At 47.9% G+C, this 21,900-nt stretch carries 18 protein-coding genes and 1 riboswitch; of the genes, 7 read left to right on the top strand and 11 right to left on the bottom strand.

Going from position 1 to position 21,900, the window contains the following annotated elements:
- Positions 1-139: 139 nt before the first annotated feature.
- The 9 genes from lysA to B3157_RS06095 all read right to left on the bottom strand — a co-directional run bounded on the left by lysA (position 140) and on the right by B3157_RS06095 (position 9,647).
- On the bottom strand, positions 140-1,267 hold the full coding sequence (gene lysA, locus B3157_RS06055) for a diaminopimelate decarboxylase (protein WP_292589609.1): 1,128 nt from the start codon (positions 1,265-1,267) through the stop codon (positions 140-142).
- A 1-nt stretch (position 1,268) separates the two neighbouring features.
- On the bottom strand, positions 1,269-2,366 hold the full coding sequence (locus tag B3157_RS06060) for an aspartate aminotransferase family protein (protein WP_292589611.1): 1,098 nt from the start codon (positions 2,364-2,366) through the stop codon (positions 1,269-1,271).
- A gap of 10 nt (positions 2,367-2,376) precedes the next feature.
- Positions 2,377-3,576 carry an aspartate kinase gene (locus tag B3157_RS06065; protein ID WP_214061393.1) on the bottom strand — a complete coding sequence of 400 codons (1,200 nt, stop codon included), beginning with the start codon at positions 3,574-3,576 and terminating at the stop codon, positions 2,377-2,379.
- Positions 3,577-4,284 carry a 2,3,4,5-tetrahydropyridine-2,6-dicarboxylate N-acetyltransferase gene (gene dapD / locus B3157_RS06070; protein ID WP_292589614.1) on the bottom strand — a complete coding sequence of 236 codons (708 nt, stop codon included), beginning with the start codon at positions 4,282-4,284 and terminating at the stop codon, positions 3,577-3,579.
- Positions 4,266-4,916 carry a 4-hydroxy-tetrahydrodipicolinate reductase gene (locus tag B3157_RS06075; RefSeq protein WP_214061391.1) on the bottom strand — a complete coding sequence of 217 codons (651 nt, stop codon included), beginning with the start codon at positions 4,914-4,916 and terminating at the stop codon, positions 4,266-4,268. The genes dapD and B3157_RS06075 overlap by 19 nt, the downstream gene beginning before the upstream one ends.
- A complete protein-coding gene (gene dapA / locus B3157_RS06080; RefSeq protein WP_292589616.1) occupies positions 4,913-5,794 on the bottom strand; it encodes a 4-hydroxy-tetrahydrodipicolinate synthase in 882 nt (293 codons plus the stop codon). Before dapA ends, B3157_RS06075 begins: the two co-directional genes overlap by 4 nt.
- The gene (locus B3157_RS06085; protein ID WP_214079696.1) at positions 5,764-6,477 is read right to left on the bottom strand and encodes a diaminopimelate epimerase; all 714 of its coding nucleotides are present in this window, start codon (positions 6,475-6,477) and stop codon (positions 5,764-5,766) included. Before B3157_RS06085 ends, dapA begins: the two co-directional genes overlap by 31 nt.
- Position 6,478: 1 nt before the next feature.
- Complete coding sequence (locus B3157_RS06090; protein ID WP_292589619.1) at positions 6,479-7,444, bottom strand: aspartate-semialdehyde dehydrogenase; 966 nt, start codon at positions 7,442-7,444, stop codon at positions 6,479-6,481.
- Positions 7,445-7,523: 79 nt separating this feature from the next.
- Positions 7,524-7,690: riboswitch (Lysine riboswitch) on the bottom strand.
- Between the two features lie 148 nt (positions 7,691-7,838).
- Positions 7,839-9,647, bottom strand: coding sequence for a DUF2207 domain-containing protein (locus tag B3157_RS06095; protein WP_292589621.1), 1,809 nt, complete (start codon positions 9,645-9,647; stop codon positions 7,839-7,841).
- A 1,008-nt stretch (positions 9,648-10,655) separates the two neighbouring features.
- Between B3157_RS06095 and B3157_RS06100 the strand changes: the two genes are divergently transcribed.
- From B3157_RS06100 to B3157_RS06120, 5 genes are all read left to right on the top strand, one after another.
- A complete protein-coding gene (locus B3157_RS06100) occupies positions 10,656-10,790 on the top strand; it encodes a hypothetical protein (protein ID WP_292589623.1) in 135 nt (44 codons plus the stop codon).
- The gene (locus tag B3157_RS06105) at positions 10,769-11,131 is read left to right on the top strand and encodes a pyridoxamine 5'-phosphate oxidase family protein (protein WP_214060677.1); all 363 of its coding nucleotides are present in this window, start codon (positions 10,769-10,771) and stop codon (positions 11,129-11,131) included. The genes B3157_RS06100 and B3157_RS06105 overlap by 22 nt, the downstream gene beginning before the upstream one ends.
- 181 nt (positions 11,132-11,312) lie before the next feature.
- Positions 11,313-11,792: a hypothetical protein gene (locus B3157_RS06110; RefSeq protein ID WP_292589625.1), complete on the top strand. Its 480-nt coding sequence runs from the start codon at positions 11,313-11,315 to the stop codon at positions 11,790-11,792.
- Between the two features lie 11 nt (positions 11,793-11,803).
- A complete protein-coding gene (locus B3157_RS06115; protein ID WP_214060675.1) occupies positions 11,804-12,925 on the top strand; it encodes a nucleotidyltransferase family protein in 1,122 nt (373 codons plus the stop codon).
- A 58-nt stretch (positions 12,926-12,983) separates the two neighbouring features.
- Positions 12,984-14,192, top strand: coding sequence for a hypothetical protein (locus B3157_RS06120; RefSeq protein WP_292589628.1), 1,209 nt, complete (start codon positions 12,984-12,986; stop codon positions 14,190-14,192).
- Here the strand turns inward: B3157_RS06120 and B3157_RS06125 are convergent.
- A complete protein-coding gene (locus tag B3157_RS06125) occupies positions 14,110-15,456 on the bottom strand; it encodes a patatin-like phospholipase family protein (protein WP_292589630.1) in 1,347 nt (448 codons plus the stop codon). The genes B3157_RS06120 and B3157_RS06125 overlap by 83 nt on opposite strands.
- A gap of 166 nt (positions 15,457-15,622) precedes the next feature.
- Here B3157_RS06125 and B3157_RS06130 point away from each other — a divergent pair, with 166 nt between their 5' ends.
- A complete protein-coding gene (locus B3157_RS06130) occupies positions 15,623-17,353 on the top strand; it encodes an ABC transporter ATP-binding protein (protein ID WP_292589632.1) in 1,731 nt (576 codons plus the stop codon).
- Between the two features lies 1 nt (position 17,354).
- A complete protein-coding gene (locus B3157_RS06135) occupies positions 17,355-19,298 on the top strand; it encodes an ABC transporter ATP-binding protein (protein WP_214061526.1) in 1,944 nt (647 codons plus the stop codon).
- Here B3157_RS06135 and B3157_RS06140 read toward each other — a convergent pair.
- Positions 19,295-20,770 carry an MFS transporter gene (locus tag B3157_RS06140; protein WP_292589634.1) on the bottom strand — a complete coding sequence of 492 codons (1,476 nt, stop codon included), beginning with the start codon at positions 20,768-20,770 and terminating at the stop codon, positions 19,295-19,297. The two genes, B3157_RS06135 and B3157_RS06140, sit on opposite strands and share 4 nt — an antisense overlap.
- Positions 20,771-21,900: the final 1,130 nt, after the last annotated feature.

The following is a 21,900-nucleotide window of genomic DNA, read 5'->3' on the forward strand; positions in this document are numbered from 1 at the left end:
GCGTCTAATTTCAGCAGTGACTCGCTTTTCTCTCGCCTTCTCCGTGAGCGTAGCAAACGTCTCGACAGTGCTTTTTCTCAATTGAGCTCGTCGGACGTCAGATGTTATTGCCCTTGTAAGGCTCACGAAGAACGGTTCTTCACAGCTTCACGTTTGTGAAGAGTTCTTCTATACTTTGGCGTCTGCGGATAAGTTTGACATAATCACCATCGACGAGTACTTCTGCGGGCAGCGGCATCCCATTGTAGTTGTTTGCCATGGAAAAGCCGTAGGCACCGGCGTTTTCGAATACGATTGCCGTACCTGGTATAGGTACTTCGAGCTTCCGGCCTCTTGCAAGTATGTCGCCGCTTTCGCAAAGAGGACCGACAACGTCGGCAGTTGCCGTCTTCTTGGTGCCGGAGAGGACTATAACTCCGTGATGAGCATCATATAAGGCAGGTCTTATCAGTGCATTCATCCCTGCATCGGTAACGATAAAGATTTTTTCCGAGGGTTTAACACTCACAACCGAAGTCACGAGGTATCCTGCCGGACCGATGATGAATCTACCCAGCTCTGAAATCAGTTTTCCATTGAAGTCAGAAAACATTCCCGAGACGGCCGCCTGCAACTTTTCTATATCAAGCTCTTTGCCTTCATAGTTAATACCCCAGCCCCCGCCGAGATCGATGTGCTTGAAGCCGAATTGCTTAGCACATTCGAGAACTTTGGAATAGGCGTCAACAAATGGTTCTACTTCGGTGATTTGAGATCCAATGTGAAGATGTAGGCCATCGATCCTGTCGGCCACCGTCTCGACCTTTTCGATTGGAACTCCAAATTTGTGGGCTTTGAGTCCTGTCGAGATATGTGGGTGGGTGTGCGCGTCAACATCCGGATTGACTCTTAGAAGCTTCACGACATCTATCCCATCCCAAAGAGGCAGTTCCTGCAGCGAGTCGATGGAGACAGTGTCAACACCCTGATTTGTGAAATGCACAATATCTCCATGGGTCTTTCCGTTACCATTCCAGAGAATTCGCTTCATGCCGGCCATTTTCGATGCGAGGAGCTCACCTCTTGAAACAACATCCGCACCAATGCCTTCTTCTGCCATTATCTTTAGAAGAGCGGGATTGCTGTTTGCCTTCAACGCAAAGACTATCTCTGCATCCAGCCCCTCGAAAACCCTCTTTGCTTTGTCGATTCTCTTTCTTATCTTCTCTGCATCGTAGACATATAGCGGCGTACCGAATTCACCAGCAAGCTTCTGAAAATCAATCATCTCAACCTCCAAAATTCAGCCTTTCCGTTATCTCATCAATCTCTTCAGACCTGATATTAAGCGCTGGCAAAAACCTTATGCTCCCTCCAGTTACATTGAGCAAGACATTTCTTTCAAAGGCCATGCTTTTCACCCCGTTGGGGTTTTCGGCCGTGACTCCTATCATGAGCCCCTTACCTCGAACATCCCTTGCCCAAGGAAGACTCTTGAGGTTTTGCATAAGACGCGCTCCATTTATTCTAACACTTTCGAGAAGGGCCGAATTCATTCTAGACAGAACAGAGAGCCCTGCTGCAAGACTGAGAGGGTTCGGAGCAAATGTCGAGCCGTGATCCCCGAGAGAAAACGGTGATAGCTTTCTGAAGACCGTGGCTCCAAGAGGCAGGCCGCCTCCGACAGCTTTTCCAAGTATTACAATATCCGGTTCCAATCCGTAATTCTGATAACCAAAGTATTCGCCTGTTCTGCAAAGGCCCGCCTGAATCTCGTCGGCGACCACCAGAAAGCCCTTTTCCTTCCTGAGTACCTCAATAGTTTCGATCAGTTCGGAAGGATACAAGTACACTCCACTGTTTCCCTGAATCGATTCTACAAAAACGACGGCGATTTCATTTTCCTTGACCGATTCAGCAAATGCCTCCGCTTTTTTTGGAAGAAAGAGGACGTCGGGAAGGAGCGGTTCGAAAGGCCTTCGCAGTATTTCACTATGTGTCAAAGAGAGAGCACCGATGGTTCGCCCATGAAAGTTGCCTTCAAAGGAAATCAGTTTCCCCTTTTTCAACTTCCTAACGGCTTTGATCGCAGCTTCTGTGGCCTCGGTGCCGGAGTTTGAAAAATACACCTCGCCGCTGGAATTGACAAATTTCAGGAGACTTTCGCTAAGCCTTTCGGCATCATCGTCGAGAAAGTAGTTTGATGTGTGAGAATACCTTGCCATCTTCCTAGAGACTGCTTCAATCGTTGCTTCATCCGTATGACCGAAAGCAAGTACTCCTATTCCTGAAAATGTGTCGATGAATTCACCCTTGTCAGTATTTATTCTTATTCCGTGTGCACTCCTTATCTCGAGAGGAAATGGTGAGTATACTTTTGAAAGCATTGTACTCAGCTCACAATTCGAACTCGTCAAGCAGCGCCTTCAAGGCTGTGCTTGCCTGTAATTTCGGTACGAGAACGGAGATCTTTATTTCAGACGTAGTAGTCCCGATTATTCTGACTCCAGCCTTCTGGAGTGCAAGGAAGAAACGGGCGGCTACCCCTGCGCTCGATTTCATGCCAACGCCAACCGTTGATATCTTCGCAACATCCTCATCTATTGCGAGTTCCCAGTTGTCGATATCCACAAGAACGTTTTCTATAGTCCTCTTTATCGCCGCCGGACTGGCCGAGAGAACAGTAAATGCAAGGTGTATATGTTCGTTGTCATTCACAATAGATATCATGTCAACGTTGAAATTCGAACCTGCAACGGCCTGAAAGATCTTGCTGACAACATCCGTATTTCCGGGCAATTTGTTTATAGTTATCTTCAGCTGGTTTGTGTCTATCGTAGCACCCGTTACGACAGGCTGTTCCAGCCATTCGGGAAGCCTGCTCACTACTCTGGTCCCTCCTTCTTCGTTGAATGACGACAGGCAAAGGATCTCAACGTTGTACTTCTTTGCTATCTCCACCGATCTCGAGTGAAGGACTCTTGCCCCTAGAGCCGCCATTTCCAGCATTTCGTCATATGTAATGAATTGGAGCTTTCTCGCATCTTTGTGAACCTTGGGATCGCAGGTGTAGACTCCGGCGACATCGCTGAATATCTCACATGAGACCCCAGCCTTTGCAGCAATCGCGACAGCAGAAGTATCCGATCCTCCCCGCCCGAGGGTAGTAAGATTCCCATCGCGATCGACACCTTGAAAACCTGTAACGACTATCACATCATAGTTCTCAAGTTCTGCATACATCTTTTCGAGGTTAAGATCTGCGATTCTTGCGTTGCTGAAATCTCCAACGGTGCTTATATCAAGCTGCATTGCGTTGTGCGAGATCGAACGGACACCCATACTAAGAAGAGCTATAGAAAGAAGCGCCGCCGAAACCTGTTCTCCTGTCGCAAGAAGCATCGCAAGCTCCCTCTCATCAGGGACAGGAGTCAGGCTTTCGGCTATGGAAATCAGATCATTGGTTGTCTTTCCCATAGCCGAAACAACAACGATCATCTTTTCGCCGTCATCTACTCGTTTCTTTATTCTTGTTGCAACGTTCATTATTCTCTCTGCATTGGCGACAGAAGAGCCTCCATACTTCTGGACAATCATCTAGCTCTCCCGAATCTCGCGCAGCTCTTTGACGAGGCTCGTTTTACTCGCAGTTTTCTCGTCGAACTGCTTTATCACCCGCGCCGGCATCCCGGCCGCAACCGAACGCGGGGGTACATCTTTCGTCACAACCGCTCCCGCTGCAATCACCGAGTGCTCTCCTATCCTTATGCCTTCGAGAACGACCGCATTTGCTCCGACCAGTACGTTATCTTCTATGATTACAGGCGTAGCGCTTGGTGGCTCGACAACTCCGGCAATTACGGCACCGGCTCCTATATGACAGTTGGCACCGATTATCGCACGACCTCCGACAACTACGTTCATGTCTATCATTGTTTCACGGCCGATGACAGCTCCAATGTTAATTACGGCTCCCATCATTATCACTGCGTTGTCTCCGATCTCGACCGTTTCTCGGATTATTGCACCTGGTTCTATCCTTGCACGATAATTTTCGAGTTCAGCCAGTGGAAGAGCGGAGTTTCTTGCCCTCACCTCGAGATAGTGAGAGGTTATCTTTTCGGAGTTCGTTTCAAGTATTTCTCTTATCTCTTTCAGGTCGCCAAAGATTATGCCAAAATCCCTTCCTCCAATGAACGAGGTGTTTCCAGATCTGAAACCTTCGAGATCACCGCAAAGATAGCAAACGGAAGGCGTCTTCTTCTTGGAGTCTCTTATCATTTTTATTATCGTTTCTGCATCCATCTGACAACCTCCTCATAGGAGTAGAAACCGTTTTCCCTCTCAGCGCAGAACATTGCGGCCTTCAGTGCACCTATCGCGAAGACTTTGCGAGAGATGACCCTGTGGCTTATCTCTATAACCTCTCCCTCGTTGGCAAAAAACACTCTGTGGTCTCCGGGGATGCCTCCCGTCCGTACAGAATGGATAGGCAGATCCCTCCCTACGGATTCCTTAAGCATGATAGCGGTGCCGGAAGGAGCGTCTTTCTTCGCGCTGTGATGGACTTCAATTATCTCTGCTTCGAATTCCTCCAGCAGAGATGAATACTCTTTCAAGATCATTCTCAGTAGGTTTATACCGGTGGAGAAATTGAAACTCTGAACTACCGGGACCTTTTCTGCGAGCCTTCTAAGATCGGCAATGTCTGACTGGTTTAGAGCAGTCGTTCCTGTAACGATTCCGGCACCGAATTGATAAGCCATCTCAATTGCGGTCTTCAAAGCTTCGCGATTCGAAAAATCTATTATGATTTCGGGTTCCCCGTGCCTGAATATACCAGTGTCACTAACCTCAAGAACGAGGTCATGTCCTTTGAAAGTTTCAATGATCTCCTTTCCCATTCTTCCAGAAGAGCCGATTAGTCCATATCTCACAGCACACCACTCTCTTTCATGGCACGTTCCACAACCTTTCGATTCGTGTCGGACAACTCAGTGAGAGGAAGGCGAAGTTCGTTTGCGCAATAACCCATTAGGCTTAGCGCGTATTTGACGGGTATGGGGTTCGACTCCACAAACAATGCCTTCATGATCGGAAGTAGCTCGAGATGTAAGTCTCTGGCAGTCTTTAGGTCTTCAAGCAGAATGGAACGAATCATCGTTGAAGTCTTCCAGGGCGCGATGTTGGAGATTACCGATATTACACCGTCTCCACCGCTGCAACAGAGGTGAAAGGCCTGATCGTCATTTCCCGACAAAACTTTGAACGTGGACTCCCTTTCCTTGAGACTTGAGATAAGATAATCCACCTGATACTGATCTCCGCTTGCTTCCTTTACTCCAACTATATTAGCGAACTCGAGGCACCTCAAGATAGTATCTGGAAGCATGTTGGCTCCGGTTCTTCCGGGAACGTTGTAGATGATTATCGGCCCCTGCACGCGCGTGGCGATCTCTCCGTAATGCCTGTAAAGACCTTCCTGAGTGGGCTTGTTGTAGTAGGGAACAACAACGAGCACACCATCGGCACCATCGTCGAACGCCTTCATCGACATTTCGATACTCTTCTTAGTCGAATTCGTTCCGGTTCCTACGATAACAGGTATAAGCCCATTCGCTTCCTGCACCGCTATCTTTATCAGCTGAGAGCGTTCGGAATCACCTATCGTCGGAGATTCACCAGTTGTGCCAAGTACTACAAGCGCATCTACCTCGTTTTCCATTTGGAATTGAAGAAATCTTCTGAAGGCCTCGTAATCTACGTTACCGTTCTTAAAGGGCGTTATAACTGCAGTTCCAGTTCCTCTGAACATTTCTCTACACCTCCTCCCAGATATGCGGCACCGTCTCTGAAGGTTACAGTGAGAAGTCCTCCGTTGGCCTGCAAAGCGACCTTGTTATGGCCTGTCTTTCTCGAGTATACCCACGCAACTGAAGTAGCCCCGCTTCCGCAGGCACCCGTCTCTCTTTCGACACCTCGTTCAAAAGTGCGAACTCTTAGATTTCCGGCCTCGATAACGCTATATATGTTGACATTTGCATCATACAGATGTCTGAGTGGAAGAAGAGCACCCCAATCTATGGCTTCTGTGCTGCCTTCCATTACGAGATGAGGAACGCCCACAACTAATATCTCCCCGCGATACTTCTCCTCTTCAAAGGAACCAAGAAAGCGGGGTGGGGGCATCTTCACTGAGACCACGTCTTCCACCAGCCCTGAAATGACCCCTGCATGTGACGAGAATTCAACTGACCCAGAGTTTTCTTTCTCGTGAATGAAATGAACATAGGTTCTTGCTCCATTTCCACAAAAGGCGGCTCTAAGACCGTCACGGTTGAAGTAATCCATGAAGCCGCTTTCCACGAAGATCGCACCATCGCTCTCACCAACATACTTGAGAACGAGCAGACGCTTTTCCTCTTCACTTAAACTTATGTTTCTCGAATCGACTACGAGAAAGTTGTTTCCTGTTGCCGAGTAATATGCCCCTTTCATGTCAAGCGCCTCCTATGTGGGTTTTCAGAATCCTAACGGCATTCGTAGCGGCTCCTACCCGGATGTTGTCCGCCACGTTCCAGAGTAGGAAACGATTGCTGTCGAAGCTTCTGAGTCTCGAAACATGGACGAGATCGGAGCCCGCTATTTCGAGTGGAGTGATATGCTCCTCGGAGTAAACTACATGATCAGAACACTCGATAGTCTCGCGGAGTTCTGAAAGTGAAAATGATCTGATAGTCTCGCAGAAAACTGATTCAGAATGCCCATGAATAACTGGTACCCTCACCGTTGTAGGCCAAACGGAAATCGAATCGTCTCCGAAGATCTTTCTCGTTTCATTAACCATCTTCATTTCTTCTGAAGAAAACCGGGAATCGAGCAGATCGCCTATCACCGGCACAACATTTCTGTGTATCTGTCTCACAAAAACAGAAGGAGTGACGTCTCCTCGTTCCTGATCCTCCAACTCTGCGATTCCCTTATTCCCCGCCCCCGAAACCGCCTGATATGTGGATACAACAATAGTCCTAATTCCGTAGTTCTTATAAACCCCGCTTAGCGAAATAACCATCTGAATGGTTGAGCAGTTTGGATTGGCGATGATTCCCCTGTAACCTTCGATAAGATGCCCATTGATCTCGGGTACAACAAGCGGAATCTCTTGATTTGCCCTGAAGGCCGAAGAATTGTCTATTACGACTGTTCCCTTTCTTGAGGCAATGGGAGCGAAGCTTTTCGAAACGGATGCCCCAGCCGAAAACAGAGCGTAATCATATCCTTTGTCAAATGAATCTTCGCGAAGCTCTTTGACCTCAAGTCTCGCACCTGCAAAATCTAGATTCTTTCCGGCGCTGCGTCTGGAAGCGAAGAGGTCGATCATTGCCGAAGCCAATCCCTCCTCCTCAAGTTTCTTCAACATCATTCGGCCCACTTCCCCGGTAGCGCCTACTATAGCGAGTCGCACTTAACCACCTCCTGAAAAAGAAAAAGTGCTCCCGAAGAAAACGGGAACACTTCAATGGTTTGAAATAATGTCTTATTCCAAACCCACCGGCTCTCCACGCAATCTTCGTGACAGTCATACAGGTCTTTCCTGTATGCCCAGAAGTCGGTCGCTGGGGCTTCCGCCTTCTTCGGCACCCTCGCCTTTCGATCCGTTCCAATCCCCTGATGAACGTCTACTGATCTTGGGTGCTCCTCCGTTGGGTAACTTCCGATTGATTATATCACGGTGTTCTCGACACCAACTCGCCCTTTGAAAACATAAGGTTAACTGATCATCTCAATTGAACTTCGCTACTGAACCTCATCCGGCACCAGCTGACTGTAGCCGAGGAGCGCTGACGATATTCGGGCTGCTAGAAGCCTCCGGTTCCGCCTCCACCGCCTCCACCGCCAGAGCCACCGCCGCTGAATCCACCGCCTCCGCCGGAACCACTGCTTGAAGCAGAAGAGGCGGCCCTTGTTACTCCTGTGAAAGAGCTCACGGCATATGCTGTAACGGGATAGTACATGTATGGATGTCTGCTCTGTTCTCTCCAGACATCCTCAGGCACGATCTTGTTCAGATTCTTCCTTACGGTATCCGCTATGCCGAGTGCGGTTGCGTACACCAGATACTCCTCCCAGAGGATTATTGACTCGGGTGGTTTCTCATTCAGGAGGGAGTAGTCTTCTAAATACTTCTTCAGACCAAGCCATCTGAGATAGAAGAGCCTTCCCTCTTTTGTCCATCTTCCGAAAACGTCTTTCGGCAGGAATATGATGACCCAGCTAACCGTCCAGATCACTCCGTAGAATGCGAGCGAAAAGAGACGCATGGGGGCAAGGTCAGGTTTTGAATAGAAAACAAGAAGGAGCACACATACAACGAGCATCAGAAATGAGTATCCGTTTACTATTGACTTGCCCTTCAAATCTATAAGATGCATTTTACGTACCGTATCGTTGACCTTGCTCTTGTATTTCGAGAATTCGCTTGTGAAAACACGCGCCTTGGACTGCTTCTTCGTCACTTCTTTTTTAACATCGTTGAAGTTGAAAACATCATCCTTGTCGTATTTATCAATGAATTTCAGGAAGGCCGCTTCGGTCGGTCTTAGTTTTGTGTCGTCTCGATTCTTTATTACAATTCCCTCTACCTTGTCTCCCTTCCCCTTCTGAAAATCGATGTATTCCTTTCTGTACAGCTCCATAATCGTGGAGCCAATTCCGTCGTTGTCGACAAACCCGGCTAAGTTCTTGACGGCAGCGTTGATTACGTCTGGAGCATCGCCCGTCGGAAGCTCTCTCTCATACTCGGCGAAGTAGCCGATATCTATTTCCTTCCCATGCTTTCTATGAGTCCTAATAAGGACGAACGGGGTGAGCAAGCCGATTACAATCGGGATTATCCACTTTCCAAAGAGGACAACTAGACTAACTTCCCTTTCTGCTTCATCGATGAATTTCCTATCAAATGCTCCACCAAGAGCTATATTCCTCATATTCATTGCGTTTGCTTGTTCCTTTGAAATGACTGCCCTAAACTCGACATACGTCATTGGTGGTATATTCGTTGCTTTCAGATCGAAAGTATTACCACTACGATTGACTTCGACAGGCGGATGCGTGAAGAAGTCAAGAATATCTAGATTCTGAGGAAACACAATCTTCGCGGTAATCTCTCCTACCCAGCTTGCTGTATCTTCACCCCATACCTTTCTGAAAATCTGGGCAATGTCAGTGCCTATCTCCACGGCTCTTCGAATAGTGTATTTGTAAGTGACGCTTACTCTCTCTTCTCCCTTGACTGGGGTAACGCTCGAAGAATTGTAAGGAACGAACCATACCCTAACTGATCGTGACGACTCGCTGCCCATAGGCTCAATATACTTGATCTCTTTGCCAACAGCTGTTACCTCGATTGAGCTATACAGACTTCCGGCTCTGTCTGCAGGAAGCTCCCTATACACTCCTCTATAAGCTTTGTTGAACACGTAGTCTATGGTCTCCGTTACCGTAAGCAGGCCGTTCTGATCAATCTCCATCAAGACATTTACTTTCTCTACCGACGTTATTGCTGAGAAAGACTCTCCAATTCCATCGCTGAAGATGAACACTGCTACTCCCCAAGTTATCAGGCCCAGAACAATTCCAGCAATGACTCTGACGACTATCTTCTTCACTTACTGCCACCTCCCCCTTATTGCATTTTACACTATCGTACCTAGAAAAAATGGAATGAGCCAGTCTGCTGACGCAAGCAAAGAGCCGCTGATCGCTTAAGAACGGAGACCCGTTGTACGCTGTAAAGAGCCCAGGCCCAGAAAACCGTCTCGGGACGTAAGGCTGGGCTAAGAGCGGTTGTTGGTCGTACGTGGTTGGTGGTTGGTCAAGATCAAAGAGCTAGAACCCCTATCACGCAAAGAATGACGAAATCCAGTTTATCAGAACCAGCTCACTTCGTCATCCTCGTGCTTCTTGGCCAGGATCTCGATCCTTGGATCGTTCTCAAAACCAGATCCCGTGCAGTTGTCCTGAACAGGAGACCCCAAACAGGTGCACATTGGGGCAGGCTTTCAGCAGGCGCTACGGGATGACATAAGGGTGAAGAATTTCGGAGCGAAACGAATTTGGCGCCTCTTTTCCTGTTTGCTCTTACCAACAACCAACAACGAACAACCAAGAACCGCTCTTACTATGAGCTCTACGGGATGACAGACTTTTTTAGTTCGGGTCATCCTGGCGTGGTTCAGACGGCTCTAAACAGCGCTCAGCGATCAGCGGGTTCACCGGTTTAAGCGTTCAACGTCTTCTCACAAGCGGATCTTTGCAGCGTCCAGCGGCTCTTTTGCCCGCGAAGCGGAACTTGCCTTTGCGAAGCAAAGACTGGCCAGGCGAAGCCTGACTGGCCTGCGTAAGCAGACTGGCTTTTCTCTCGTCCTCTCCGTTAGTGCAGCGAACGTCTCGACAACTCACTTTCTCAATTGATCTTATCGTAGGACGGGTCCATGCTCTAGGACGGAGGACGTTTCTTCAAAGCGCTCAGCGACCAGCGAAAAGCGATTCTTCCAGCGATCTGCGGGGTCTTTCCCGATGACGATAACGATGTAACGTCAACGATCGACCAACATCGCCTTTTGTCTTTGCTTTATAAGGTACAATACAAAGGAGACATCCGGGGGGTGAAGGTTTTGCAGTTCAGGAAGATGAGGAGATGGGATAAGGAGCTGCCGCTGAACGAAGCTACTGAGATTCTGAAAAACGGTTCCTATGGGGTATTATCTACTGTGGGTATAGATGGGGGATGCCCTACGGGATCCCTGTGAATTACACGTACGAAAACAATTGCATTTTCGTGCACTGCGCAATCACCGGTCACAAGCTAGACAACCTTTCTCAAAACGCTAATGTTTCTTTCTGTGTTGTTGAGTCATCTAAAGTGATTCCGGAGTCTTTTTCAACGATCTTTAGAAGCGCCATCGCCTTTGGAAAAGCCTCGATACTGGAAGACGATGGGGAGAAGACAGAGGCCTTAATGAAGCTCCTTTCAAAGTATTCGGCAGATTACTTTGAGAATGGAGTAGAGGAGATTAAAAACGCCTTGAAGGCCACCTGTGTTATCCGTATCGATATCCTTCACTTGACAGGAAAATCATCGATAAAGTAGTTCGCGGACGGTTCTATGGTTTTTCTTGTTCAGTAAAATGGATTGATCGGGTTTGCCCACCTTAGGTGTTCTTTCCATTCATCAGAAGCCTATCTAAAGGTTCAGGTATTTGATTTGAATACCTAAAGGCACCTCTTCTTGTTATAATTCCGATGAATGAACTAACTGGAGGCGATGGTTGATGAACAGGAACGCTCTTATGAGAACTATAATTGGAGCCATAATGATTCTGCTTGGGATCCTGATCATTTTTGTCAGATCGTTCACTCTCAATCTCTGGCTATTGCTTATCTGGATTCCTGGGATTTTCATGGAATACAGAGCATTCACTGGACGTGACAAGAATCTCTTTGTGCCTGCAGGCATTTTGCTAACGGTCGCTGTAATCCTGACTTTCAATGTTATTTTCCCGGGCTTCATAATGGGAGGCGGCTGGGCGCTATTCATAGCCGCTCCTGCCGTTGGCCTCTTTCAGTCGTATTTTGCCGGAGTTGAAAAGGATAATGGCATTCTGGTTGCGGCATCGTTCTTATCGGCAATCTCCATACTCTTTCTGCTCATAGCACTGGCGCCGAAAGTGCTTGGAATTTTCATAGGAATCTCGCTGCTTGCAGTTGGAGGGTTGGTAGTCTACAAAAATCTGAGATCTGTTAAGAGATAGGAGGAGTCTGGATGAAAGCCATGATTTTAGCAGCCGGAGCCGGAACAAGATTGAAACCGCTGACGAACAGGCTGCCAAAACCGATGCTTCCCATTATTGAGAAGCCGGTTATAGAGTTTATTCTTGAGCTGCTTGCCAAGTATGATGTGAATGAGATAATGATCAATCTCTCTCACCTCGCAGGAGTACTTCAGAATTATGTAAGGAGCGGGTACAGATATGGTTTGAGAGTCGGATACTCCTTCGAAGGGCATTTTGAGAAGGGGCAGCTGGTGCCTGAACCCGTTGGTTCGGCTGGAGGATTGAAGAAGATTCAAGAAGAGTCCGGCTTCTTCAATGAGACATTTATTGTACTTTGCGGCGATGCGATAGTAGATTTCGATCTAGCAAAGGCGTATGAATTCCACAGGGCAAGCGACTCTGTAGCGACAATTATTTCAAAGAAAGTCGAGAGAGACAAGATTCCCAACTACGGAATTATCGTCTGCGATTCGGCGGGAAGGGTCGAATCTTTTCAAGAAAAGCCGGCGGTTGAAAAGGCCAAATCGAATCTCGCTAACACGGGCATCTATATATTTGAACCCGAAGTCTTCAACTACATCCCAAAGAATCAGTTCTTCGATATCGGCGGTGAGCTTCTTCCCCTGCTTGTTCAGAAGAGAGAAAGGGTCTTCTCGCTCGACACGAAGATAGACTGGTATGACATAGGAAGGAACTCCGATTATCTCGAGATACTCGGCGCGGCTCTCGAGGGAAGGATAAAGGGCTTCAAACCTTCCGGAAGAGAAGTGACCGAGGGTTTCTGGAGAGGTACGGGCTCGGTCCTTGAGAAGAGCATTAAGATCATCACCCCGGTATATGTTGGGGCGGGTTCGATAGTTGAAAAGAACGTAAAACTAGAAGGGCCGGTAATGATTGGATCCAACTGCAAAATCCACAGCGGCGTTGAACTGAGTAACGTCTTTGTGGGAGACTATACACGGATCAGACCCGGTTTCAAGGGAAAGAATTTATTGATCACATCTGAGTACTACGTGACAGTAGACGGGAGCGGGGGAAGTATCTCCGACTCGAATCTCAAGAATTACATCTCAGATGTGAGGTCTTTGGAAGGCAACTCCACTGTCCACTAGAGAGCTATCTTTAATCGTGCTAGAATTGTCCATACGTTTTTTCTAGGAGTTGCTAATTTTGAAAATTGTCAAAGTCAAGAGCCGTCACGAGAGGAAAGAGTTCATTGAGCTCCCAAGGGGACTATACCGCGATTACCCCCTCTGGGTACCTCCTTTAAGCCATGAAATTAAAGCGGTTTTGAAAAGCAAGAGCTCACAGCTTCTTGCGAACGGTCCTCACGATTTCTTTGTGGCAAAGAACGGAAGTAGTGTAGTGGGAAGGCTCGCCGTGGGCATAGAACAGGTTATGAACCGCGAGAAGTCCGTGGAGCATGCATACTTCACGCTCTTTGAGTCGGTAAACGATAGGGCCGTTGCCGACGCCTTGCTTAGGACTGCCGAAAGCTGGGCAAAGAGCAAAGGCATGAAGTATCTGAAGGGACCTGTTTCCCCTACTAACGGCGACGATTATAGAGGCCTACTGATAGATAACTTCGAAGATCAACCTGCCGTTATGATGCCTTACAATCCCCCCTACTATGTTGACTTTTTTGAAGACTTCGATATTTACTTGAAATATCTTGCCTTCAGATACGATCTTGAGCAAGTCATATCCGAGCGCGAGATAAAGTTTACCGAGATCGCAATGGATCGCTACGGGTTCCGCGTTGAAGAGGCCAATTTCAAGCGGCTAAAGGATGTCGCCGCGGATCTTCAGAAGATCATGGAAGAATCTATCCCGAAGTGGGAAGAGGACGTTCTTCCTCCCACATATGAAGAACTGTGTGATATGGCCAAGACACTCAGGACGGTAGCCGATCAGAGAATGGTAATCATCGCGAGATCAGGAGAAAGGCCAATAGGGTACTTTGTTGCGCTGCCGGATTTCAGCCCGCTCATTCGCGAGATTGACGGCAAGCTACTCCCCTTTGGCTGGTATAAGCTGCTGAGTAAGAGAAAATCTCTTGCGCGCGTAAGAGCGGCGATACTCTTTGTCGTTCCCGATTTCAGAAACAAGGGCGTGCCTTCGGCCATGTTCTTGAGAGCGTACAGAAATATCCAGAATATGGGTTTCGAAGAAATCGAAGGATCATCGATCAGCTCAATGAACGCCACGATGATCGCAAATGCCCGGCGTGCCGGAGGCCAGGAGTACAAACATTACATAGTCTACGGAAAGAGCCTGCTGAAGAGACCGCTTTCACTCAGTGAGATATACGGGATTGCTGCGAGCAAATTTGTTCCAAAAGTCCAACAGACTTCTGAAACTCTTCTTCAAAGGATCTAAACTCGGTAGAAAGTTCCGATGTGCAGGGCTTCCGATCGTCTATGAATTCGAGAAAATTAAAGAGTTTTTTGTATCTGGTCATGTATCTGAGATCCCTTTCGCTCTCGAACTTAGCTGCGCTGAACGCCTTAATGACTTCAAACATTAGAGATGAAGGCGAGTAGGGAACCAGCCTCTCGATCTGGAGAAAGGCAGCCATCTCTTCGAGCATTCCGGTAACGAGATGACAGGTCCTGGAGTAGGGTTGCTTCGCAATGCTTTCCAGCCAGGGAATGAATTCCCGGTAGTAGTGGTATTCTGCCGTCTCGCCTTCGACACCTACAAGCCCCAGAAGTCTTAGCGCCTCAATTCTCGACTCTTCTTCTAGTGATAGAAAATGAGCTCTCAAGGGATCGTCATCTCCTAGAATGAAATAGCTATCACCCCGTAAAACACCGAACTTCTTCATTGTATCGAGATAACCACAAATGAGATACTTCTTCGAGACCTCAGGATCAAAGGTCATTACTGTCCCGAATTGCTCTGAAGGTTCTATCAACGTGACCTTCATTCCATCGGTGAAGATGTTTATAAAAGCGAGAGCTTCTCCAAAGTAGATTCCAATAAGGTCGACTGCGACAACCTCTTCGTGGCCTCTCTCCTTTGCCATGAAAAGAGGGAAGTTAGAATAGACACCTCCGTCTATGAAGACCTCTCCGTTTATCTTTTCACGCGTGAAGGCGGGAAAGTTTGCGCTTGCCAGAACAAAATCGACCAGCTTTCCCTCTGGGATACGGTCTTTGTACATTGCGTAAGGTCGCAAGCCACTGAGAGAGTAGAGAACGATTCCAAGTTCTACATCGCTCGCTATTACCTTTTCCTCAACGATCATTTCTTTCATCTTGGTTCTCATGGGTTCTATGTCTATTCCATTTTCGGAGGTGAGAGTTCTCATTGCCGAGGCAAGCTCCATCGCATCCAGGCCCAGGAGATTTCCCTGGATCAGTTCGTACAAATGAGGAGAGGCATTCATAAGCTCCAGGTAATCTATGCTGCACCACACATCTCTCGCAGCCTCAAAGCCCTCACTGATAAGACCGGCCGCGTTGATTGCCCCTACAGAGGAACCGTAAATGGCATCGATTTCCAAACCGAGATCAAGCAAGGCGCCGTAAACACCGATTTCATAGGCCCCTCTACCTCCGCCGCCAGAAAAGACCACTGCAACCGAGGCAGCAGTGACCGCAAGTAGAATTACCGAGAAAACTAGAAGCGCTCTCTTCATTTCTCTTCCCCCAGATTTCTCCAAAGTTGTATGAAGGATTTGATGATATTATTATACATTGGAAAGGAAGAGACTCAGAATCCATATTTAATGAACCCATCACGAGTTCTCTCTCGAAATGGTGTATCATATTAAGTTAGTTTACCGGACTAGTGAGGCGATTGTTTTGATAAGAGACTTCCTGAAACACAACTGGCCAAGGTACGTTTATGGCGCTATTTTTCTTATTCTTGTCGATTTGCTAATGTTGATTACTCCAAGAGTGATTGGATTGATAGTAGATGAAATCAGAGGTGGTGCCCAGGACCTAGGTTTTGTCAGACTGCTTATATTTGCCGTTATCGGGGTTGCCTTCGGACTTTTCATAACGAGATTGTTCTGGCGGGTCTTCATAATGGGGGCGGCAAGAAAATTCGAGTACTACGCTCGAAAGACACTCTTCGAGAAGCTTCTGACGCTTCCACCAACCTTCTATGACAGGACGAGGGTCGGTGATCTTATGGCCAGATTCACGAACGACGTGAATGCCGTGAGAATGGCTATGGGTCCTGCGATTGTCATGATCATAGATGCCGTCTTTCTCGTAACTGTAACGATCTTTGCAATGGGGCTTTTCACGAACTGGAATCTGACATGGATCTCAATCGCTCCGCTTCCGGCGCTGGCTATCGTTTCAACCTTCTTTGGAAAGATGATTCATAAGAGATTCAAAATGGTCCAGGCATCCTTTTCCGATCTTACAGATACAATTGAAGAGTCCATCTCGGGAGTCCGGCTTATAAAGAGTTACGGAATCGAGGACCTTAGAAATGGAACTCTCTCCGATAAGTCAGATACGTATGTAGAGAAGAACATGACTCTGGTAAGGGTCTGGGGAATGTTCTTCCCGCTGATTCAAACTCTCTCTATGCTTGGTACTGTGCTGGCAACATTGTTTGGAGGACGTATGGTAATACTGGGTCAGATAACTCTAGGAGAGTACATCACGTTCACTTCGTACCTGGGAATGCTGGTCTGGCCGATGACGGCCTTTGGCTGGGTGATCAACATCATCCAGAGAGGACGCGCCTCTTACAGAAGGCTTATGGAAGTCCTTGAAGAGGATAACAACATAACTACCGATGACCCTGTAAAAATCGACGAATTTGAAGGTCATATAGTCATGAAGAACCTCACCTTCACCTACCCGACCGGAAGCAGACCTGCCCTTGAAAACATTGATTTCGAAGTCAAACCCGGCTCTAAGATAGCCATCGTCGGAACCACTGGCTCGGGAAAGTCGACGATTGCAAAATTGATCGCCAGGCTTTACCCCGTTGACGAAGGGATGCTGTTCATAGATGGAGTGGATATAAATAAACTGGAACCTGAGGCGATAAGAGAAAATGTTGCTTACGTTCCGCAGGAGACGTTTCTCTTCTCCGAGACCGTTGGAAACAACATTCGTTTCGGAGACATGGGAATATCCGACGAAGAAGTTAAAAAGTACGCGAGCATCGCCTCGATTCATGAGGATATCGAAGGCTTCAGCAACGGGTACAAAAGCATTGTGGGTGAAAGAGGCGTGACCCTTTCGGGAGGTCAGAAGCAGAGGATTTCTATAGCAAGGGCACTCATAAAGGAGGCACCACTCGTTGTGCTCGATGATTGCCTTTCGGCCGTCGATACCGAGACTGAAACGGAGATTCTAAAATCCTTGAAGGACTCCGAGGACACCAGATCGATAATCGTCATCTCTCACAGGTTAAAGGCCGTGGTGGATTCCGACGAGATTTATGTGCTCCATGAAGGCAAGGTAGTCGAGAGGGGAGTACACTCCGATCTAGTTCAGGGCGGAGGTCTTTACCAGAGGATGTACGACAGACAGATGTTAGAAGAAAAGCTCGAGGAGGAATAGCATGGCCGAAAACGTATACAGCGAAGTAGAAGAGAAACTTAAGGTTGAAGACTGGCGAGTCGTCTTCAGGCTGTGGAAGTACACGAAGCCCTATGTTGCTATTCTGATTCTCAGTTTGATTTTGATCGGAGCCTCCTCGGCGCTTGATCTCCTTCCACCGCTGCTGATGAGAAGAGCAATAGACAACTACATGGACAATCAGTATTCGCTGGTCGTGGTTGAAGAAAACGGTTCCTTTAGCTTCGCGGAATCCGATGAAGGAGCCTTCTATCTCCAACAGGATGAGTCGGGTCTCTACAGTGTGACCGACGGTACGACAAGTTATCCGATAACCGAAGAACAACTCAGAGACTTGAGGGTGCAAGACCTTAACGGGATAGGTCAGATAGCAATCTTCATGATCCTGATCCTCGTCTCGCTTTTCTTCGTCAATTACGGGCAGGTCTATGCAACATCCTACATGGGACAGAAGATAACTCATGGTATCAGGGTGGACCTCTTCCGGCATCTTCTGAGAGTGCCGATGAGGTTTTTCGACACGAATCCCAGCGGAAGATTGGCGACTAGGGTTGCTAACGACACGCAGAATCTTGCCGAGTTCTTTACAAGTGTCATTACGTCGATGGTGAAAGACGTCCTCCTGCTGGGAGGAATCATCATAATAATGCTTAACCTATCTACCTACCTGGGATTGATCACAGTGGCCATTCTTCCGATCATTGCTGGAGCGATCTTTGTTTTCCGTTACTTCGACAGGATAGCCTATAGAAAGGTGAGAACGCGCCTTGCGATAATCAACGCCTTCCTTGCCGAGCATATCTCCGGCATGTCTGTCACCCAGGTCTTCAATCAGGAAGTCAGGAAGAAGAGCGAGTTCGATTCGGTTAACAAGAGCCACCTAAAGAGCCTTTTGGAACAGCTCTGGGTATTTGCCATTTTCAGACCGCTGTTGGATCTTCTTTATTATGTGACCATAGCTATCGTTATCTGGTTTGGCGTAAAAAGCATTCTGGGAAACACGCTGGCCTTCGGAGTGCTTGTTGCCTTCGTTTCGTACATCGATATGTTCTTCCGACCGCTGAATGACATCGCAGAAAAGTACGACATTGTACAGAATGCGCTTGCCTCGGCCGAGAAGATCTTCAAGCTGATGGACGAGACCGAAGAGACATACAATCCAGACGAGGCTGCCACGAAAGCACTCGAAGGAAGCGTTGAGTTTGAAAACGTGACCTTCGCGTATGACGGTGAGCACAAAGTGTTGAAGGACATCAGCTTTGGAGTTAGGCCGAAGGAAAAGATCGCCTTCGTCGGCGAAACCGGAGCCGGCAAGACCTCGATCATCAGCATTCTCACCGGACTGTACAAGATTCAGGGCGGCCAGATAAGGATAGATGGCAAGAACATCTACGACTACAATCTCCAGAGTTTACGCAAGAAGGTTGGAGTTGTACTACAGGATGTCTTCCTCTTCTCAGGAAGTATTCTCGATAATATTCGTCTCTTCGACGAGACGATTTCGAGGGAGAAGGCCATAGAGGCTGCAAAGTACGTCTATGCTCATCACTTCATTGATCGCCTTCCAGATAAATACGATTCAGTAATCCTTGAAAGAGGGGGCACATTGTCTGCCGGAGAGCGACAGCTGATTGCGCTTGCCAGGGCCGTTGCCTTCAATACGGATATTCTTGTTCTCGACGAGGCGACTGCGAATGTCGACACAGAGACAGAGGCTCTAATTCAGAAAGCTATGGAGAGAATTTCAAAAGAGAAGACAATGATCACGATCGCTCACAGGCTTTCCACCATAAGAAATGCAGACAGAATAATGGTGATTCATAAAGGTATGCTTGTAGAGTCGGGAACTCACGATGAGCTTCTCTCAAAGGGAGGAATATACTCGGATCTCCACAGACTGCAGTACGAGCTTGGAGATATCGCTTAGGAGTCTGATCTCTTTTCCTGGTCAGCGCCGTCTTTGAGTTCTTCGGAAGTGTTCTCTTCGATGTCGCTTGTATCCTCCAGAGAGGCAGGCAGGTCGAGCTTCAAAGGCTCGTCCTCAGGTCTTCTCTTTTTAGGCCTGAGTTGAAGCATGGGGAATTCATACGGTCTCGTAGCCATTCTTCTTCCCACAGTAGACATGACGTTGAAGAAGACCTGAGGCACAGTCTTGATCTTTGTCGTCTGCACTCTCTTGAGAAGAAGAAACGCAGTAAACCTGAAGAAGGAGCCCAGAAGGAAGATCACCTGGATTCCGTAGAAGTCGATGCCGAAGATTGTAATGCTTTTTCCCTTCAGATAGGAAGCAACTAGTCCTCCGAGAAGTGAACCTCCCAAAGCGCCAATCCCATTCAAAAAGGCCTGCACTGCGACGTAGGACTCAACTGACTGGCCGCGTATCATGCCCATCATCATTGTGAAGATACACAGGTTGATTGCGCTCCATACAATCCCAGTTACTACCGCATCTACGGGCAGTAGAATAGCCGCCGTCTGAGGGGTGACAAAAATCCACATAAGGGCGAGAATCGTTGCTCCAAGTACTCCAAATTCCGCAACCGACTGGTGTCCTATCTGGTCGGATATCTTGCCCCAAACAACGTACATCATCATGGAGGCAAGTGAGGCGACTATACTCATAACACTCAGATACGAGTAGCTGATCTCGAGATTCACAAGCTGGTGGTAGGCGTAGAAAGGTCCGGAGATAGTAATAGCGAAATTCCATACTACAGCGAACTTCAGGTACTGCCTGAATCTGAGATTACCAAACACTTCCTTGAACACTCTTCCCTGGCCAAACGTCTTCACTGGAGGAGCATAGTGGCTCTTGAGAAGAACAATCGTTATTACTGCAAATACGCTTGCCATAGAAGTTACAATAACAAATCCCAAAGAACCCGTATAACGGTCCAGTATGAACGAGTACAAAGGAGTTATAAGCATTGTGCTCAGAGATAGAATCAGATTACGTCTACCAAAATATTTACCTGTCTTTTCGGGATCGATCACGTCTCCCATTATCGAAGCCCAGAAAGTGCCCACAAGAGAGTTACCAAACGCAACTGAAGAAAGGAGAATCAGCAGCAGCGATTGCGATTTAATCCCCAGGGCAAGTGTAACGGGAATAAAGGCAAGTGGTATCCTCCCGATAAGTGCGCTGAAAAGCATCGCCTTTTTCCTGTCCTTGAAAAACTTCATCACGAATGGCGCAAGCAGCTGAACTAGTTGAGCAAGCGTAGGGAGAACTCCAATTATGGCGATTAGCATCTCAGAAGCGCCGTATTCAAGAGCTAGACCGGTTACTATGAAGCCTTGAGTAACCAGAAAGGCCATGTTGAAGAACGAGCCCTCGAAGATCGCAAGTTTTCTCGTTCTCTTGTATTCAGGTTTGTTGTAGCCCAAGTAGTCGTCCATTGCCTCTCCCGCCAGATCAAAATCAGCTGATTCACTTGAGAGTTTATCATTGAAAGCACTGCGTATGTGGCACTATCCCAAACTCTTTCGTTTCATTTCCTGTACACAGATAGTAAAGGGATGCAAGGCGCCGCGGAACATTGGCGCACACAATGCTGGCGAAGACCACGCCAGGTCGCAAGGCTGCCTTCGGCAGGAGGCGAGGCCAGCTTCGCGGAAAACAAAGGATCGGGTTAGTAAGTACGGGTTAATAAGAGCGGGTGGAAAGAAAAAGAATAGATAGTTCTTATTCGCTGGCGCGAGAAAGTGATGCTGGAATTAAACATTAGACGCAAGGCTGGGCAAGAACGGGCCAGGTCGCAATGCCCGGAAAAGCGCCCGGGGACGCAAGGCTGGGCTAAGAGCGGTTGTTGGTCGTACGTGGTTGGTGGTTGGTCAAGATCAAAGAGCTAGAACCCCTATCACGCAAAGAATGACGAAATCCAGTTTATCAGAACCAGCTCACTTCGTCATCCTCGTGCTTCTTGGCCAGGATCTCGATCCTTGGATCGTTCTCAAAACCAGATCCCGTGCAGTTGTCCTGAACAGGAGACCCCAAACAGGTGCACATTGGGGCAGGCTTTTCAGGGCAGGTTCTATGGGATGACATGAGGGGAAAATTTCAGAGCGAAACGAATTTGGCGTCCCTTTTCCTGTTTGCTCTTACCAACAACCACACAACAACCAAGAACCACTCTTACTATGAGCTCTACGGGATGACAGACTTTTCTTACTTCGGGTCATCCTGGCGTGGTTCAGACGGCTCTAAACAGCGCTCAGCGATCAGCGGGTTCACCGGTTTAACCGCTCAACGTCTTCTCACAAGCGGATCTTTGCAGCGCCCAGCGGATCTTTCGCTTGAGATCCCGATCAGTTGCACATCGGGATGACGGTCTTTCCTAGCTTTGGGTCGTCCTGGCAAACTCTGGTCAGAATCTCGATCTTTGAAACAGTTGCAAGAGACAAGTTGCGAGTTGAATAAGAAACGGTTATCCGTTATCGGTTCGCCGTTCTCCGACAAGAATGAAAAGAGCGGTAAAGGCGTGACTAGGGTCTTGGCTTTTCACAGCGTACAACGGGTTTTCTGCTCT

It is taken from the genome of Mesotoga sp. UBA5557 (assembly GCF_002425715.1).
Classification (GTDB): domain Bacteria; phylum Thermotogota; class Thermotogae; order Petrotogales; family Kosmotogaceae; genus Mesotoga.

Bases quoted from the DNA above. Each gene is read 5' to 3' on its own strand.
- B3157_RS06140 (WP_292589634.1), bottom strand. From the start codon at position 20,770: ATGGACGACTACTTGGGCTACAACAAACCTGAATACAAGAGAACGAGA.
- B3157_RS06110 (WP_292589625.1), top strand. From the start codon at position 11,313: ATGAACAGGAACGCTCTTATGAGAACTATAATTGGAGCCATAATGATT.
- B3157_RS06060 (WP_292589611.1), bottom strand. From the start codon at position 2,366: ATGCTTTCAAAAGTATACTCACCATTTCCTCTCGAGATAAGGAGTGCA.
- dapA (WP_292589616.1), bottom strand. From the start codon at position 5,794: ATGTTCAGAGGAACTGGAACTGCAGTTATAACGCCCTTTAAGAACGGT.
- B3157_RS06065 (WP_214061393.1), bottom strand. From the start codon at position 3,576: ATGATTGTCCAGAAGTATGGAGGCTCTTCTGTCGCCAATGCAGAGAGA.
- lysA (WP_292589609.1), bottom strand. From the start codon at position 1,267: ATGATTGATTTTCAGAAGCTTGCTGGTGAATTCGGTACGCCGCTATAT.
- B3157_RS06115 (WP_214060675.1), top strand. From the start codon at position 11,804: ATGAAAGCCATGATTTTAGCAGCCGGAGCCGGAACAAGATTGAAACCG.
- dapD (WP_292589614.1), bottom strand. From the start codon at position 4,284: ATGGATGCAGAAACGATAATAAAAATGATAAGAGACTCCAAGAAGAAG.
- B3157_RS06085 (WP_214079696.1), bottom strand. From the start codon at position 6,477: ATGAAAGGGGCATATTACTCGGCAACAGGAAACAACTTTCTCGTAGTC.
- B3157_RS06125 (WP_292589630.1), bottom strand. From the start codon at position 15,456: ATGAAGAGAGCGCTTCTAGTTTTCTCGGTAATTCTACTTGCGGTCACT.
- B3157_RS06135 (WP_214061526.1), top strand. From the start codon at position 17,355: ATGGCCGAAAACGTATACAGCGAAGTAGAAGAGAAACTTAAGGTTGAA.
- B3157_RS06105 (WP_214060677.1), top strand. From the start codon at position 10,769: ATGCCCTACGGGATCCCTGTGAATTACACGTACGAAAACAATTGCATT.